The 17,928-nt window shown below is 50.8% G+C and carries 9 protein-coding genes; 4 read left to right on the top strand and 5 right to left on the bottom strand.

What is annotated here, in order from left to right; all coding sequences use genetic code 11:
• Window positions 1-40: 40 nt before the first annotated feature.
• The 5 genes from HY774_01390 to HY774_01370 form a co-directional block, all read right to left on the bottom strand.
• On the bottom strand, window positions 41-346 hold the full coding sequence (locus HY774_01390) for a hypothetical protein (protein ID MBI4747116.1): 306 nt from the start codon (window positions 344-346) through the stop codon (window positions 41-43).
• 1,011 nt (window positions 347-1,357) lie between these two features.
• The gene (locus HY774_01385; GenBank protein MBI4747115.1) at window positions 1,358-6,370 is read right to left on the bottom strand and encodes a hypothetical protein; all 5,013 of its coding nucleotides are present in this window, start codon (window positions 6,368-6,370) and stop codon (window positions 1,358-1,360) included.
• A 926-nt stretch (window positions 6,371-7,296) separates the two neighbouring features.
• Complete coding sequence (locus HY774_01380) at window positions 7,297-11,499, bottom strand: response regulator (GenBank protein ID MBI4747114.1); 4,203 nt, start codon at window positions 11,497-11,499, stop codon at window positions 7,297-7,299.
• A 495-nt stretch (window positions 11,500-11,994) separates the two neighbouring features.
• Window positions 11,995-13,650 carry a S41 family peptidase gene (locus tag HY774_01375; protein MBI4747113.1) on the bottom strand — a complete coding sequence of 552 codons (1,656 nt, stop codon included), beginning with the start codon at window positions 13,648-13,650 and terminating at the stop codon, window positions 11,995-11,997.
• A gap of 236 nt (window positions 13,651-13,886) precedes the next feature.
• Window positions 13,887-14,531: a hypothetical protein gene (locus HY774_01370; GenBank protein ID MBI4747112.1), complete on the bottom strand. Its 645-nt coding sequence runs from the start codon at window positions 14,529-14,531 to the stop codon at window positions 13,887-13,889.
• A gap of 247 nt (window positions 14,532-14,778) precedes the next feature.
• Here HY774_01370 and HY774_01365 point away from each other — a divergent pair, with 247 nt between their 5' ends.
• From HY774_01365 to HY774_01350, 4 genes are all read left to right on the top strand, one after another.
• Window positions 14,779-14,955 (top strand): hypothetical protein, encoded by a 177-nt coding sequence (locus HY774_01365; GenBank protein ID MBI4747111.1) that lies wholly within the window; start codon window positions 14,779-14,781, stop codon window positions 14,953-14,955.
• A gap of 365 nt (window positions 14,956-15,320) precedes the next feature.
• The gene (gene truA, locus HY774_01360; protein ID MBI4747110.1) at window positions 15,321-16,055 is read left to right on the top strand and encodes a tRNA pseudouridine(38-40) synthase TruA; all 735 of its coding nucleotides are present in this window, start codon (window positions 15,321-15,323) and stop codon (window positions 16,053-16,055) included.
• Window positions 16,056-16,208: 153 nt separating this feature from the next.
• A complete protein-coding gene (locus HY774_01355; GenBank protein ID MBI4747109.1) occupies window positions 16,209-17,003 on the top strand; it encodes an isoprenyl transferase in 795 nt (264 codons plus the stop codon).
• A 29-nt stretch (window positions 17,004-17,032) separates the two neighbouring features.
• Window positions 17,033-17,869 carry a phosphatidate cytidylyltransferase gene (locus HY774_01350; GenBank protein MBI4747108.1) on the top strand — a complete coding sequence of 279 codons (837 nt, stop codon included), beginning with the start codon at window positions 17,033-17,035 and terminating at the stop codon, window positions 17,867-17,869.
• Window positions 17,870-17,928 lie beyond the last annotated feature (59 nt).

Below are 17,928 nucleotides of genomic sequence, written 5' to 3'. Positions count from 1 at the left end.
TACACTTCTTTGGTTCGGTCATGGGTTTCCTCTCGGTTTTTCATATTTCCTTAGGAAACCCTATACCGTCTTTCTTTTTCAAGTCTCTTATCCCTGTTTTCTTTTCTTTCCAAAGATCCGTTCTGCGACACGCTCTAACTAACCCTGTCTTGATCAATTGATCTAAAGTTGTGTACTTCCCTCCACAATAGGCTTTGAATGCCATTTCAGCCCTAAATATTTCAATTAAAGCCATTGACGCTTCAAACTCATTCCTTGATGTTGATCTGGTCAAGAAACCAGGTAATAAAATTAAAAATATGATAATTCCTGTAGTAATCAACCCTATAGCAATACCCTTTTTCATCTCTATGTCCTCTTTGGAGACTTGGTTACACGTTAGTAGACCTCGGAAACCTCAAGAACCCCCAAAAGGCGACAATAATGACTCTTTGGTATTTCTTGTGGAACCGAACGTTCACCCTTGGCTCGCTTGTTTTTTTCAGGCTTTCAGAATCAATAATTTGCTGAAAATTTGGGCGAACCGAAGGGGTTAATTCTAAGGGAGCCTTAAAAAATAAGTTTCTGGGAGCACAGCGTCTCGCCCTCCATAAGCAGGAAGATACAGGCAAGATGCCTGCGCTCCTAAAAAGTTGTTTTTTAACGACCCCTAAGGGCAATGGCATTATAGCAATTCTTGAATGAACAAATAACAGATATGCTCTGGAAGTCATTTGAATTCAAGGATCTCTTGTATTTTGTTCATATGAGAACTGCTATAAGTTAAGGATGGGAGCGCAGGCATCCGCCCGCTTGCCTTTCAATTACAACCGATTGCGGGTGAGACGCCTGCGTTCCCAGGTGAGGGATAGTTGCTTAACTTGATGCCATTGCCCCTAAGGCTTTGCTTCAAAATAACTTGGCGATTTGAGTTAAGCACTTTGAACTGAAAATATCCGTACCTAATAAACGTGAAGTGAATGAACCCTCCGCTGGACCGAGCGAAAGTTCTTTTGAAACAAAGATTTAGTTCGATACAGTCTTCTGAGACAGAGGAACGATAAGTTATTTTGAAGCAAAGCTAAGGGGGCATCATCCCTGGATGAAAATACCAAACCAAAATCCTTAGTCATCGATCCAATCAACACAGTTCACTCTCTCCAACTGATTGGCTACCCTTGACTCTACTCGCTAACATTCGCTTCGCCTGTGGCTTGAATTGTGTTACCCGTTTTGCAAGCTTAAAACCAGTTTGGGTTATAGCAATTCTTGAGTGAACAGATAATGGATCTGCTCTGGAAATGATTTGAATTCAAGAACTTTTCGTACTCTGTTCAACTAAAAACCACTATAGGTTGTTTCAAGCGAAGAATTGATGTTATTTAACAACCTTTCCAGTATCCTGAACTTTATGACCCAGATCACCCCAAAATGATCCAAACATCAGTGGATCAAAATATACAGTTTCGCATCCTGGTGAACTTGCTTTTGCAATTACATGAGGGGTTGCCGTACCAACAACAGGGAGATCTATCGAAAAGTTGACTTTTTGAAAATCCCATTTCTTACAATATGTTTGTTGGCTCAAACGGATAATCACGTACCCAGCTTGATCGTCACAGGAGTTTTTCATATTGTACCCGGCAAGTTCCCCTGCTATAAAGTGCGAAAAGTTAATAAGAGGATTGGGGTCACGGGAAAAGTGATAATCCATCAACTGTAAAGCTTCCAGATATATCTCATACATTTTCTGTATGTCTTTTTTACAGCAGTCATCCTCACATAAACCCTTTGAATCTTTTAGGGTAATTGGACGGTTATTTACATATCCATAAAGGTTGATTCCTCCTTTCTCCCCAATCGGATCCCTACTCAACCACCGGCCCAGTTCTGGGCTGTACGCCCGATACCAGGTCAGGTTGAGTTTGATGTTCGTCCCTGTTGGCGCAAACACCATGTAGCCCGCATACCCGATGTCAAACACCCGTGTCCCCGTCACTTGCGTCTGTCTCCCCCACGGGTCGTAGTCGTACCTCGCTTCCACCGTCGTGTTGTTGTTTTTCATCACTTCCCGCACGCTTCCCAGATGGTCGCGCATGTAGAAGTACTTGTCGCTTCCCTCCAGCACTCCCTGGGCGAAGTACCGTTTGGTCGCTCCTGGTTGACCCGCTGTGTTGTACTGTTCGTAGCACGGTTGCGCTCCACACCAGATAAAGCGCCGGGTAAAGGTCGTCACCCCGTTGGTCTTATACACCATCTTGTACCGCCGGCCAAGTCCGTCGTAGGTGAATTCAAACCGTTTCGTCCCTTCGACAATTGCCGTCAAATCATTCCTATCGTTGTATTCGTAGGTCCGCGTTCCGTCCCCAGTCAGGTTGCCGTTGTTGTCATGGACATAGTTTTTGATCGTTCCCGACCCGACCTGGCTGGTCAGCATCTGGTTGACGTTGTTGTAGGTGAAATTCTTCGTCCCAGGCGCAATGTTTTCGTCGGTACGGTTGCCTGCGGTGTCATAGTTGTAGGTATGCAGCGTCGGGCCTCCGCTGCTGTTGACTTTGGAATAGGTCTTGAGTTGGTCCGCCAGGTCGTAGGTGATCGCATCAGCGGTTGCAAACCCTTGATTCCAGGTCAGCATCCGCCCCTCGTCGTCATAGGTGTAGTCGTGTCGATCAAGGGTTGTGGTGCCTTTTTTATTCAGAATTGTCTGCAACCGCCGGTCGTCGTTGTTGCCGAAATAGCTGAAGGTCGAGGTCAGGTTGTTCGGTCCGGTCACCTGGGTCACCCGTCCCGTCACTTCGTCAAACCCATAATCAAACGTTCCCAATGCATTCACCACCCTTGTCATCCTTCCCAAGGTGTCATAGGTCATCGTTTCCGCCACGCCCTCCACCGTCCGGGTCGTAACCCGGCCTAGCTGGTCATAGTCAAAAAACACCGACCCTTGTTGCGTTCGTTCTTCCTTCACCTGGGTCGCCCCAAGCTGGCCCCCGCTTGTCACCGGGTGATGCTGATACACGATCCAGTATCCGTTGTCGTCCTCGATCCGGATCACCCGATTATAGTTCGGCGCATAACTGTAAATCACATCCGGTGCAGTTGGGAGTGTAGATGGATAATCCACCTCATACAGATTGTTGTCAAGAAAATATCGGTAGATGGTCGTCCGGTTTTTGGCATCCGTCATCTGCTTGACCCGCCCGGCTTCGTCATACTGGTACTGGGTCATTTTGTTGTCAAAGAGCATCTTGCTCGTCACCCGCCCCTGCACATCCCGATTCCAGGTCGTCGTCTGGTTTTTGGCATCCGTCATCTGATACAACCCGCCGCAGTTGCACCAGTTGAAGGTCGTGATCCGGTTGAGCGGGTCTTTGACTGACGTCACCCGTTGTACCGCGTCGTAGGTTGTTTCCGTGATCCGGCCCAACCGATCCCTCACCCGAATCAGGTCCAGTTTGTCATAGGTCATTTCCTGGTAGGTTGTGTCTGGATAGGTCACCCGTGTCGGGCGATCCAGGTTGTCATAGTCGGTCGTCACCGTGTAGCCGTCCGAATCCGTCACGGTCCGCACCCGGCCATACCCATCATAGGTGTACGTCGTCGTCGAACCCGTCACCGGCCCGGTTGTACTGGTCAGATACCCATTGGAATCATAGACATTGGTCGTGGTTTCGTTTTTGGCATTCGTGGCCGTCAGCATTTGCCCGAAACCATTGTAAGTATAAGTGGTTGTTTGTTTTGCTGCATTCATCATCGTCAACGGCAGATGCTGACTGTTGTAGGTGTAGCTCGCCGTCAGGTCATCATTGGCGAGCGGCTCGCCTTCCGTTCCCTGATACACTTCCAGCAAGTCAATTCCGTTGGCGGCATACACATACCGCGTCCGCCGGCCTTGACTGGCACCCGGCTTGAACGGGTCAATCATTTTCGTCAGGTGGCCATATTCATTGTACTCATACTGATAAAGTTGGGTTAAGTCCACCGTTGACAACGGGTTGGAATTCACCAGCCGACCACTCCGGGATGGATTGCGTGAACTCCCCAGCGTATCTGAAAGGGTTTGACCGGGGTAGTTGTACCAGACCCGGTTTTCGAGTGGTTTTTTCTGAGAGTACATCACGCTCGACACCGTGAGATGGTCGTCGAATCGTAACCATTGGATGATTTCAGCTTTGTCATATTTGTCGGCATTTGGCAGGTTTTGGGCTTCACTCCACGCTTTCTTGTCAAAATAGTAGCTGCTCCGATCCCGGAAATGAACAAACAAGTCACTGGTATCAATCCCAGGAATCGTGGTTGACTCAAATGGCAGGTCAAGGCCATCTGGTGCGCCATGCCAGAATTCCAGCCGTTCGGTGTCTCCCACCGGGTCGGTTGCCTGCACCCATCGCCGTCCTGGTAAATTCGGATCTCCATCAAACATCTGGCCGGCTTCAAAGGTGGTTGGGCCATATGGGGTTTGCATCGCGGAGATAAAATCCGAGGCGCCGTAGGTAAACGTCGTCGTCAGGTTGATCACATCCGTAATGCTGGAAAGTTGAAGTGAAGCATTGTAGTTAAATGTCGCAAAGCGTCCGAACGGATCGGTCACTTTGGTGATTTTGAGCGAATCGGTCGGATGCTCGTAACTCAAGGTTGTGACCTGCCCGATGGCATCGGCAATGCTCACCAAACGCATGGAAGCGTCATAACTCAGGCCGACTTCATTCCCTTGAGGGTCAATGATTTTCTTCAGGAAAAAGCGTGGGTTGGCCCCATTGTCTGAAGTTGTATAGAGTTCCTTCCCACCACCCGGCATCAAGCGTTCAAAACCGGCATTGGCTGGTAATCTGGTCAACTTTGATTGGCTCCAGAACCCAATTCCGGATTGGGTGGCTTGAGTCAGCGTGAAGGTTTCACGTCCACCACCACGCTCATAGAGTTGAACCGAAAGCGGGTTACCGGAATCCTCCTGGGCATAGGCCAGCCAGTTGTGCATCCACAGATTTCCCAGGTTGGAAAAAGTAAACGAGGCGGGTTGGGTGACCTCACGGTGGTTATAGGTCAGGGTAAAATCAACGGATGGGCCGCGTGGTGGCGAATAGCCGACCGGCGTATCCTTCAAATTGAGATTAACCAGGGCCAGGTGAAAATTATACCGTGGCATTCCTGGACAGGTGCCGCAGCTTTCCTGTGCCATGGGAGCCGGGCAGGTTGTGCGGTCAGCATCAAAATAGCGGGTTAGTCCACGTCCCCAAACCGTGGCGGCTTCTGATTCAGTGACTGACTCCCATCCCTGGAAGTCAATTTCCTTGGGAATCAGGAAATACCCGCTGGCTTCAACCTTGAGGGCGGCTTCGGAAACCAGCACATCCGTGCCAAAGGTCGGGTCCTGAATGACATACCGGGATTGGCCGGTTTGGTCCACAACCCGGTGGGTCAGGGCGGCAAAGTGGCCGACATTCCAGTGGACGACCGACGGAACGGGAATCGGGGCATCGGCACTGGTTCGCCGGGCGGCGTGATACTTCAACCCAACTTCTTTGGCAATCCGGGCAATTTGCGCCAGGGACGTTCCCTGGCGGGTGGAGACAAAATTCAGCAGTTTCGGTTGGTTGGAATTGATCTGATTCAAGCTGCAGACTTTGGTTAAGGCATAGGGACCGCAGCGGAAGGCAATACCCGGCTCTTTGCCCATAATCCATAACCCTTCGTGAGCCAGGTTGAGGGTTTCGGCCACGGAACCACGGATATTCCGGCCTTTGAGTTCGGCGAAGAGGGGTTCGAGTTGTTCATAGCGGCCCAGTCGGGCCTGGAGTTCGGCGAGTTGGGCCACCGCCTGGTGGGCAATCGCCTGGGCATCAGGGTTGGTGTCGTGTTGGCCGAGTTTCCAGGCTTGCTCCCAGGTATCGAGGGCTTTCTGGAAATAGCCGGAATAGCGATAGGCAAAGCCCATGTTGGTCAGCAGCGACACCCGCCAGACGGACATTGGGAATTGCGTCAGGAAGGCTTCAAAGCGGGAGACGTCGTGCCAGTCGTCCTGCGTGAGGTAGTCGGTAATCGTTTGGGCGAGGACCAGGTTTTCCTGGGCTTCGCGGGATTTGTCGGCGCTGCCGAACGGAATCAAGGGTTCGTTAAAGACCCGGGCGCGAGTGATTTCAGTCGAAGTGGGGACTTTGGAAAAGACTGGAGTCGCGGGAGGCGGTTCGACCTTCGGCACGGTTTTGTTGACCGTCACGACCTTCGGCGTCGGAGGTGGCGTCGAGGTGGGTTTGGCGGTTTCGTCGTTGGCGTTGGCCAGTACCCGCCAGGGCAGGCCCATCGAGAGTTGAAGACTGGCAAGCAGCACGGCCAAAAACATGACCGGAAGCCGCCGCCGATACAAACGCACACTTGTACCAGAGGAGCCAAACATGGTAGGTTCGTCTTCCTTTCTTTGTAACAGTTGAAAGCATCACGACCAGGTCAGGCACGGAGAGTTTGCGAGACGGTCCGTACCTGGTCTGTCGTGTTTGAACAATATTGAAAATAAAGGACTTGTCAGTACCACCTGCGTGAGCGGGTGGGGTTGGAGAACCGGCAGACCCACCCACTGACGCGGGTGGTACTGACTCGTCGGTGTTTCTGATTCATCTCCAACACAAAATCTGATAGAAGCAGGAACAATGGTTCAGAATTCCGCCTTCAGGGGGTCTAGTGTCCCTTTAGACCCATAAGCGCCAGGATAAGCGTTGAGGCCCGCAGGGTCATTGTGTAATAGCCGTGGTGCGAGGCCCACGGACCCGGCCCGCAACGAGACCCAAACCCGACAAGAACATCATTGAATGCCACCGGAAAGAGCACGGGCTTTCTTATCCTGGCGCTTATGCTCTTCAGACCAAAGTTGGAATACAAAACCCGCCTAAAGGCAGCAACTCTGAACTTTTTCCTTGTTGGTTAAGGTCTTGATACAACTCAAGTTGTTTGATTTGTAAAGATGAAACCGCCGTAAAGCGGCATTCTTCGCTCAAAAAAACTCCGAATTTCAAAAGTATCTGGCCTGGGAAAAGTACCAGAGTGAACCCAGCCGGTTTCGCATCTGGTGCGAGGTGTAACCGTCACGGAACTGGGTCGGAATTCGTTAATGGCTGTAACCTTTCTAAAAGGGTGAGTGAGAATACGTCTGGCACCCCCCCTGTCAAGCATTATAATCTGTAAACTTTGTAAAATGTGGCTAATTGTATGAAACCAAAGGGCAAGATTTTTTTAACCACTGCCTGTTGTTCAAATCCAGTTCCCTGATGAGATCAAAAAGATCGGCGGTGGGGGATGGGGTAGTCACCGCACGGCTTTTGGTGGCTTTTACCTTTCATCAGTCACCAGGTCCACATTTCTGTTTTTTCGAGTTCGAAGCCAGACCTGGAGTTCCTCTTCCAGTACCGCAACTTCCTGGGATAAGCGCTGCCAGAGCTCACGCTGAACGTGAAGACTTTGCTCTGGTTCAAACCGGCTGCACCACTCAGCGAGTCGCTCAGCCCCCAAAATCCCACTTTTATTTTTGACAAGCTGGGCTTCTCGAAGCAATACCTCACGCTCACCAGCCTCAATGGCTTGTTCCATCACGTTGACATGGGCCTCGATTTCACCCAACCGCTGATTGAGGATTTCCGCAAACTGGCTATCAAATATCACGGAAATCCGCTCTAACACTTCCGGTTGCAACACCATCACTGGTGAATCGCCCTGGTACGATTCCTGGTGGTGTGGAACTTGAACCAGCATCGCCTCCAGTTCCTCAATTCGAACTGGCTTGACCACGACTCCATTCATGCCCGCTTCAAAACAGGCTTCCCGGTCCTGGTGAAAGGCATTTGCCGTCATGGCGACAATCCAGGGTTGGGGCTTCCACCTTCGACTCCGAATCCAGCGGGTAGCTTCTAAGCCGTCCATTTCCGGCATCTGGATATCCATCAACAGCAGGTCATAGTCACATTGTTCAACCCGATGGCAGGCTTCCCGACCATTGATGGCGACATCGGCTCGATAGCCGAGTTTTTCAAGGAGGCGTAAGGCTACTTTCTGATTAATCTGGTTGTCTTCAACCAGCAAGATTTTGAGGGGGTGAACCGAACCGGGTGCGACTTCCGAAAGTGATCCCTTTCCGAGAGATGTCACCTGAGATGTGGAAGGGAGGGTGAATGGCAAAGTAAAGCGAAACGTAGAGCCTTTTCCAACCGTGCTCTCCACCTGAATCTGCCCGCCCATCAATGCCACCAGCCGGCTGCTGATCGCCAGACCAAGCCCGGTTCCGCCGTACTTCCGGGTGGTTGAAGCATCCACCTGGCTAAACGATTTAAATAATCGATCCCGCCGATCAGCCGGAATCCCAATTCCGGTATCCTGGACTTTAAATCGGATGGAGTTTGACGGTGAACCAGTTTCTGGATCAAGCTCCACCGCGATCTCAATCCAGCCCTGATGGGTGAACTTTACGGCATTTCCGATCAGGTTCAGGAGAATTTGGCGGATTCGACCTGGATCACCATACACCTGAGCTGGAAGCCCTGGATCAATTCGCTTTCGCAACTCAACCCCTTTACTCCGTACTGGTTGCGCAAAAACCTTAACGACGTCTTCAATACACCCGACCAGATCAAACGGCACGGCTTCGAGTTCAATGGCGCCGGCTTCGATTTTGGAGAAGTCCAGGATGTCATTGAGAATGGTCAGCAACGAATCGGTACTTGATTGAATGATTTGGGCATATTCCCGCTGGTGTGACGTCAGGGTTGAATGAGACAACAGTTGGGCCATGCCCAGGATGGCATTCATGGGGGTGCGGATTTCGTGGCTCATATTGGCCAGAAATTCCGATTTGGCCCGGCTGGCCCGGACCGCTTCTTCTTTGGCTTCAATTGCCTGACGCTCTGAGCGCTTTAACTGCTCAACCAACCGGCCTAACTCCTCGTTTTTGCTGCGAATCGCGGCTTCGGTCTCCCCTCGCTGAAGATTTTCGGTTTCAATGGCCTTCTTTTGAATTTCAGCCGCCTCAGCCCGGGCTCGCGCTACTTCCCGTTCCGCCGTGGCCGCCCTGGCCAGAGCCGTTGCTTCCCGGAGTTGAAGTTGGGTTGCCGCTCGAAATCGAACCATCCACCCAAAGAGCGAGAGGCCGCCGCCAATCAAAACCAGGTAGCCGCCATAGGCCCACGACGTTCGCCACCAGGGAGGTGGGATCACGATCCGAATCGCGGCGCCCTGCTCATTCCAAACTCCGCTGCTATTGGCCCCCTTCACCCGGAACCAGTATGTCCCAGGAAGCAGGTTTCCATACATGACCTGGGGCCGTCCCTTGACCTCAACCCAATCCTGATTGACACCCTCCAATTGAATTGAATATCGGTTAAGCTCTGGGGCGTTAAAATCCAGGACCGCAAATTCAAACCCAACTGTATTCTGGGTATCCCCAAGCGTGACTGAGTCATTCACTGGAAGTGGTATTCCATTGACGAGAACCTGACTCACGACGACTGGCGGGATTGAAGGATTGGGCTGGATTGAGCCTGGGGTAAACTGATTCAGTCCATTTGTACCACCGAAGAACATCACCCCTGACCGTGTTCGGCAGTAAGCACCCCGGTTAAATTCCTTTCCCTGCAAACCATGTTCGGGCCCAAACAACACAAATTGCCGCTGAACTGGATCGAACCGGGCAATTCCATTGTCGGTACTGATCCAATATCTCCCCTGCAGATCTTCCAAAACAGCGTAGGTCACATTATGCGGGAGCCCATCGTGGGTGGTGAACTGTTCGAATCGGTCCTGAATTGGGTCATGGCAAAATATGCCCGCCCCCTTGGTGGCGATCCAGATCCGGCCCTGTGAATCCTCACGAATGCACCCGACCAGGATTCCGGTTTGATTGATTTTGAGCTGCTGAGCATAGTGGATCACCTCACCTGTTGTCGGATTATACCGAATCAAATCACCATCCAGCCCGATCCACAGCCGGTGCTGACGGTCCTCCATCACCGACTGGACATCCATAAAGTGGCTGGGCTGAAACCCAAACTCTTGTCGGTACAGACGGGATTGCCGGCGATTTGGATAAATTTGATATAACCCCCCACTGGTGCCGGCCCAGAGATTTTCCTGAAAATCCTCATACAACGCAAAAACAATGGTATTGGATGGAATCAACGAAGAGAGTTCAAACCGCCGGGTTCGACGATTGAACGTGTGTAACCCCTTCGGACCGGCCATACCCACCCACAACGTTCCCCGGCGGTCCTCGCAAATGGCAAATAAGCGATTATCACCAACTGAGCCTTTGACTTCGGGCTGGGTAAAGCGGGTGATGTCACCAGTTTGAAGGTCAATGCGATTTAAGCCGTTAAACTGAGTGCATACCCAGATGAACCCTTCGCGATCTTCACAAATGCCGCGAATATAATTTCCACTGATGGTTTGTTCATCAAATGGATTGTTTTGATACAGACGAAACACATTTTTGTAGGCCGAATGTTTGTCCAATCCAGTCACCCCGTTCCCAACCCATAACACCCCAAACCGATCACGCAGCAAAGCCGTGACACTGTTGCCGGAGAGGCTTTCAGGAATTCGGTCATCATGTGTAATCCATTGAGTCGTCCCGGTTTCAGCATCTACCTGAGCCAGTCCGTTATCCTGCCCACCCACCAGGAGCGTGTTCTGATTCAAGACCAGCAGGCTGGTGATATTACAGGGTTGAATCAGTGCCGTCTGGTTCACCTGATCAACCACGGTTGTCTTGAGATCGCCTGAATCAGTTTTCACAGACCACAGCCCGTCCCGAGTTCCCACAAACAGAAACCCGGCGGGGTGAAAACACAGCCGGTTGATTTCCTGGACTCGCTGGGTTGACGTCAACCATACATCGTGCGGATGAAATGTTCCGAGGTTGGGGTCAAACTGAAACAATCCCTCACTGGTGGCAACCCACACTCTTTTTTGCGAGTCCTCGGCAATTGCCCGAACAGGCCAGGATTCGTTCTGAACGACCTGAAAGAACTTCTCCGACCTGGTTTCGAGATCATATCTCACCAATCCCCGCCTGGTTCCAATCCATATCCGCTGGGAGGAATCTTGAAAAATGGAGAGAATCTGATCTTTCAAACTGACCTGTGTCAAAGTGTCGAATTTGACGAACCTATCGCCGGCTCGGTTATAGACAAAGAGCCCTTCGCGCTGACTGCCGACCCAAAGTCCCCCCGTCTGATCAGCCAATATACAATTGATTGTGACATTTGGTTCAAGCGGTGTTGAGTGCAATGGATAGTACTTAAAGGTTATCCCATCATATCGGAAGACGCCTCGTTCAGTTCCGATCCACAAAAAACCAACCGAATCCTGTGCCAGACACCGAACGGCACCACTGGTCAATCCCTGCCCCTCTCTTATGTGTTCAAATCGAAGTGCCGGTTGTGCTTGAGTATGGGTACCGGTCAACAAAAGAACGCCAAGGGTCAGACCAAATCTGATCAACCACACAAAATACCATTGATCGCAAAACACCAGAACAAATCGCATTGTTGGTTTGGCAGTTTAAATTATCTGAGCAGGATGACGATGGGCAGACTGTGGGGCAATTGTCAGTGATGAGCCAGGTGGCAGTGTATCTCAAAAAACCGAATCTGCCTATCTGGGGTGACTCGCCGCTCCAATCCAATTTCAACCGACAGCCTACAATAGCCATAAGCGCCAGGATAAAAAAGCCCGTGCCCTTTCCGTTGGTATTGAATGACGTTCTTGTTGGGTTTGGGTTTCGTCCTGGCCGTGACCGTGGGCTTCGCACCACGGCTATTCAACGACGACCCTGCGGGCCTCAAACCCTTATCCTGGCGCTTATGCCTCCAATAGCGCCACACTTGAGCTGGTGAAACGAACTCTGGAGTCACTTCCACGCCATCCGTCAAAGCTCATATTAATAATTATCAGACGAACTAAACACCATAAAAAAAGAGAGATGGTTCATCTCTCTTTTCTCGACTTCCAGAAAGCCGTTTCGGATTTGGAAAACCGGCTTTATTCGACCATCGTTCTGCCGCCTCGGGCGACCTGGGCACGTTGGGCCAGTTCTCGCGCTTGAGGAATGGTTTCAATGGCCTTTTGGGTTTGCGCATCGGTTTGCAACCGCACTTCCATCCCGGCCTCAGTACCATAGGCAGCCGTCACAACCTGTTCCCGAACCAGATTACGCAAATACTTACTGTTTTCAGTGACCTGGGCATCGGTCAAAAACTTATAGTCCGGGCTGGTGTGCAGAAAAGTTCGAAATGCTGTTAGAACCTTGTCCGTCACCACATAATCCTCATCCCGCAACGTGTGATGATACTGGGTTTGCGTGACTCGAAATTGCGGGAAACCCTGGATTTGGCCTCCAATCAATTGACGCGTGAATTCAAATGTGGCGCCAAACAATTGGGCTTGAACCGGAGTCAACGTTTGCTCTTTTTCTTCAACATCGGGGGTAATGCCTCCGCCACCATACACTTTGCGGCCCATATCGGTCGAAAGCGCCTGTCCAAGCGGCTGAGTTGTTCCGGGCTGGTGGGCGTAATAGTCATAGAGTGCTCCGCCAGAATATTGCCGTTGGATACACCGGCCACTTGGAGTGTAGTACTTGGCGGTGGTCAGCGTCAGCGCCGACCCGAACGGCAGTTTAAAGACGGTCTGAACCAATCCTTTCCCAAAGCTTTGTTCCCCAACAATCAACCCCCGGTCATGGTCCTGAATGGCACCAGCCACAATCTCAGAGGCTGAAGCCGACCCGCGATTGATTAATACCACCAGGGCGCTTTGATTGGGGCGATCATTTTCAGATCGGTATTCGCGAAATTCAGCGTCTTCATTCCCAGGTCGTCCCTTCTGGGAAAGAATCGTGAGGTCCTCTGGAAGAAACGCACTGGCGACTTTAATCGCCTGGTTCAACAGACCTCCCGGGTTGCCACGCAAATCCAGGATGAGCGAGCGCATCCCCTGAGCCTGCAGATCCTGCAATGCCACCCGTAATTCATCCTCAGTTGTATGGGTAAATCCTTGTAATAAAGCAACATACCCAATCCCAGGCCGAATCATGAAATGGTGGCGGATTGATGGTAGCGGGACAGCATCGCGAATGATTTTAAAGGTCAACGGCTTTGGAACCCCAACTCGTTCAACCGTCACTTCAACTGGTTCGCCTTGCGGCCCTCGAACTTCGTCCATGACCTGATCGGTCGTCCACTCAAGGGCCGATTTGCCATTCACAGCCAGAATGGCATCGCCATACCGAAGTCCCGCTTTGACCGCAGGTGTATTTTCAATTGTTGCCAAAATGAACACCCGGTTATTGCGGCGATTGATGGAAACACCAATTCCGTAAAACTGTCCCCGTTGTTCACTTTGGATTTTTTGAAATTCTTTTGTGTCAAAATAGTTAGAATGTGGATCGAGGGTTCGCAACATGCCCTGGATCGAGGTTTTGGTCATCTCATCCGCCGTGACTTCTTCAACATAATGTTGATTGATCACCTCCTGGGCTTCGGAAAATGTCCGAACGATGCGACTTAAACTGGTGGCTTCAGATTTTCCACTGTTCGCCTCGGCAATTGCTGACTGATGATGATCAAACCACCATCCGCCACTGATCGTTGCCATTAAAATGACCGCACCGAAAGTGACATATACCTTTGATTTCATGCATTCCCCCATTCCCAAACAAACTCAAACGTGATCAACAATCATAAACAACAGCTTTTCTTCCAGAAACTTAAAGGAAAAGAAATCTGCTTGTCAAAAGATTCCGCGCATCTGTTCCGGGATCGGACTTATGGCTGAAGATTTCGAGGTGTTTTACCTGCTCAGTCGGGACAGCAACCGTTGCCGGCACGTTGATCGGTCCATTTTCCTCTCCTGGCACTGATATCCCTCAACTCTCAATCCTTACTGGAGCGGGTGGCGGCAAAATCATTCGCTTTGGCTTCTGCCCGTGGATGAAAGCAGGTTAATTCGGCTTCTCCCTGCAGTCCATTACTGGTTAAAACACCGTCAAATGAAAAGAGATTGGCAGCGCCATCCTTGGTTTTTAAGCGAATTGAGTTCCCGTGAAAGTCATCACTAATAAGCGGGATAGAGAGCCGGGCCAGACCAGCCTGGGTTGGAGAAGAAAACTGAACCAGCGCGGAACCGACAACATTTTCGCCATATCGCGATAAATGGATGGTGACGTTGGCCGTGCCTCCATTCGTTAAATTCAGTGAGCCTTCATAGACGCCTTCAACTTTGGCACAGGTAAAACACACATGAAAAACCACTTTGGCTGCCCAAAGGCCAAGGCCACCGATCATCAGAACCAGTACGACAATGCCAACGTGCTGATTGACCCGAATGGTATTGAGTTTCTCATAATGGGGAAGCCTGCGGAGAACGGCATTGAGTTTCATCCGCCAGGGTGGATCATCGACGTTGGGACTCCGTTTTCGGGTCCCTTCAGCCCGCCGGCCTGCTGGGGTTTTAAAACCACATTTGACACACGTGAGTGCGGCAGGTGGCACATCCGCATAACACCGAGGGCACCTCATGATTTCTCGATCCTTCCGTAATTAAAAAATTCACCCTGGTTCATAAAGCGGGGGATAAGTGCTTTGTGTTTTCGTGATTCAGGCCAACGGGTAAGTGGTGACAGCCAAACAAGCATGTTCATTCTGGAGTTCAGACCTGGATTCGTCGCCAAAAACGGTCTGCTCAACAGACTGAATCGTGGTTATTTTTTGATAAGCAGGTAAATCAGTGAGGATGGTAGGGTACATTATCAAAAATCTGCCCATAATGGCAAAAGGAGGACCGGGAAAAAGCAAAAGAGTTTCTCCCGCTGAAATCCATCGCTTTCCGAGAGGGTTTATCCTCGAACCTCACCTGCCGCCAGGTGGCGATGGCCTGTCTCCCCTGGTGAATGAAAAACTGGCCTGGACGGCCAGGTCGGGTTCTTTCGGCCAGCGGTTGTAATTCCCGATATCATAAGTACCTTACCGAAAATTTCCAGACATTTTAACCACGAAACACACGAACTACACGAAAAGAATCAAACACTTACCCAATCCAATATCTTAGGAAACTTATGACAAGGTACTTACCCATTTGGGGCTCAGGGCTAATGGAAATACAATTTTATCAACAATTTAGCCTCTTGCTCGCACGATGGGATCCTTCTAAAATGGGAAGTACCCTGTCGTAAGTTCCCTGAGCTATTGAATTTGGTAAGTATTTGATTCTTTTCGTATTTTTCGTGGTTTTCGTGGTTAAAATGTCTTGGAATTTTCGGTAAAGTACATATCAGTTCCCTTCGAGTTTGCTGTATCCCCTGTAATGAAATGCATCGCTTAAAATCAATCATTGAGTATGACGGTACACGGTTCCATGGCTGGCAAATTCAGCCTGGGCGTCCTTCAATCCAGGGAGCCTTGGCCCAGGCGTTTGAAACGATCCAGGGGAATCCAGTCACCATCCACGCCGCAGGCCGAACCGATGCTGGGGTTCACGCGCTTGGTCAGGTAATTCATTGTGATGTGCTCAAAGAATTGCCGCCCGAACGCTGGCAGGCCGCCCTCAATACCCAGTTGCCACCTGACATTCGGGTTCGATCAGTTTCCCGGTGTGAACCTGATTTTCATGCCCGACGGTCGGCTCGCCAAAAAGTCTATGCCTACCGCTTCTGGCCCGGACGAGTTGTCAGCCCCTTCTGGTATCGCTATGCGGTTTCGGTCCCCATCTCCATCAACTGGGATGCGATGCAGACGGCAGCTCACTCTTTCATTGGTACGTTTGATTTTACCCCGTTCACGGTGGCTGACTGTGAGGTCAACTCCCATATCCGCACCATATTTGACGTTTCCTGGCAGACTCTGTCTGACCAGGTGATCAGTCTGGAGTTTTCGGGCAATGGTTTTTTAAAGTATATGGTGCGGCGGATGACCGGTCTGCTGATTGATGTTGGAACCAATCGGTACCCGGCCTCGATGGTTTCCGATGTGCTGACGGGTCAAAGAACTGCGCAAATCACAACGGCGCCAGCAAAAGGGTTGACTCTGGTTCGGGTGGACTACTAGACTCGGCCACTTTAGCAGTCACCGAATCTACCTGCCTCGTCTCCTGAATCTGTCACTTATCCATTTACTTCATACCTTTGAAGCCTTGATCAGCCAGTCTTGCCTGACCAGGATGCTTTGGGATCAAGAATTTTGCCGGACGATCAAACCATCATGTTTAATTTTGAGGGACTTATTGAAACTGGATCACGGGATGAAGCATTGCTCTCCCAGCTTGATCCGCACCGGATGCCCTCACACATTGCCATCATCATGGACGGCAATGGACGCTGGGCCAAACGCCAGGGAAAACCTCGGGTCATGGGTCACCCGGCAGGGATCGAGTCGGTTCGTGAAATTGTCGAAACCTGTGCGCGACTTGGAATTACGACCCTGACGCTCTATACCTTCTCCACGGAAAACTGGCGTCGCCCACGATTTGAAATTGACATGCTCTGGAAACTGCTGCGCGAATGTCTCCAGAAAGAAATTGATCTGCTTGATCGCAACAACGTTCGGTTACGCTTTATTGGCCGACTCCATGAAATCGAGTCCAGTTTGCTGCGCGATATTCAGAAAGCCGAGCAGACGTTACACCACAAAACCGGGCTCGTGCTTAATATTGCCTTTAATTATAGTGGGCGGGCGGAACTCACCGATGCCTTCCGGGCCCTGGCCACGGAATGCCAGCTTACCGGACGGTCGCCCCAAAGCATGACCGAGGCCGATATTGCCCGTCATTTGTACACTGGCTCGGATCCGGATTTACTGATTCGAACCAGCGGCGAAATGCGCCTGAGCAACTTTCTCCTCTGGCAACTGGCCTATACCGAAATTGTGATTACCGACACCCTGTGGCCTGATTTTCGCCGACCACACCTGTTTGAAGCCATTCTTTCATTCCAAAATCGGGATCGTCGGTTTGGTGGTGTCGAAGCAGTCAACCAAAAGAAACCAGCATTGGCCTGATTTGATCACGGACAGGCCAGGACTCCATCATGACCAATCTTCAACAACGTGTCGTAGCGGGTCTGATCGCACTCCCCCTGCTCTTTTGGAGCATCTGGCTTGGCTCACCTTATTTTTTTGGCGGCCTGGTGCTGGTGACAACGCTGCTCGGGCTGCATGAATTTTTCCTCCTGGTTGAGAAAATTGGCTTTTCCCCGGTGCGACCGGCGGGATTTGGAGCGTTGCTGGTCATCGAAGGGCTCTTTTTCTTCAATCAACCGGGTTCGGACTGGTTCTTGATCACGATCGGCACATCGCTCACACTGATGATGATCTGGTCAATTCTGACGTCGAAAACCACTGAGGACTTTCAGAAAGTGCTGGTTTCACACGCCACGACCCTGTTTGGCGTGTTGTATGTTGGATTTCTGGCCAGTTTTCTGATCCGCCTCAAATTGGTTTCGCCACCTCGCATCGGAAGTCAGCTTTTATCACTGTTTTTTATGGTGATTATGGCGGGCGATACTTTTGCCTATTTTACGGGTCGGGCGCTTGGCCGTCATAAACTCGCCCCCACGATCAGCCCTGGAAAAACCATTGAAGGCTCGTGCGGCGGGATTGTTGGAAGCATCGGGTTTGCCCTGCTGGCTCGATTCTGGTTTTTTCCCCAGCTTCCCCTCACCCACGCCATTGCCCTGGCCATTGTGATGAATATTGTCGGACAGCTTGGCGACCTGTATGAATCACTGCTCAAACGGGGATCAGGAACGAAAGATGCCGCCGCCATTATTCCCGGCCACGGAGGGCTGCTTGACCGCCTGGATAGTTTGCTCTTTAACGCTCCAATACTGTACTACTATGTCCACTTCTGGCCGCTCACTCAGTAACTGGCCACCAGTTCGATTTCATTCCCAACCACCTGGACTGACTGCCAGGTTTTTAGATT

It is taken from the genome of Acidobacteriota bacterium, from assembly GCA_016208495.1.
GTDB lineage: Bacteria > Acidobacteriota > Blastocatellia > Chloracidobacteriales > Chloracidobacteriaceae > JACQXX01.
This window is presented reverse-complemented; position numbering and strand designations above follow the sequence as displayed.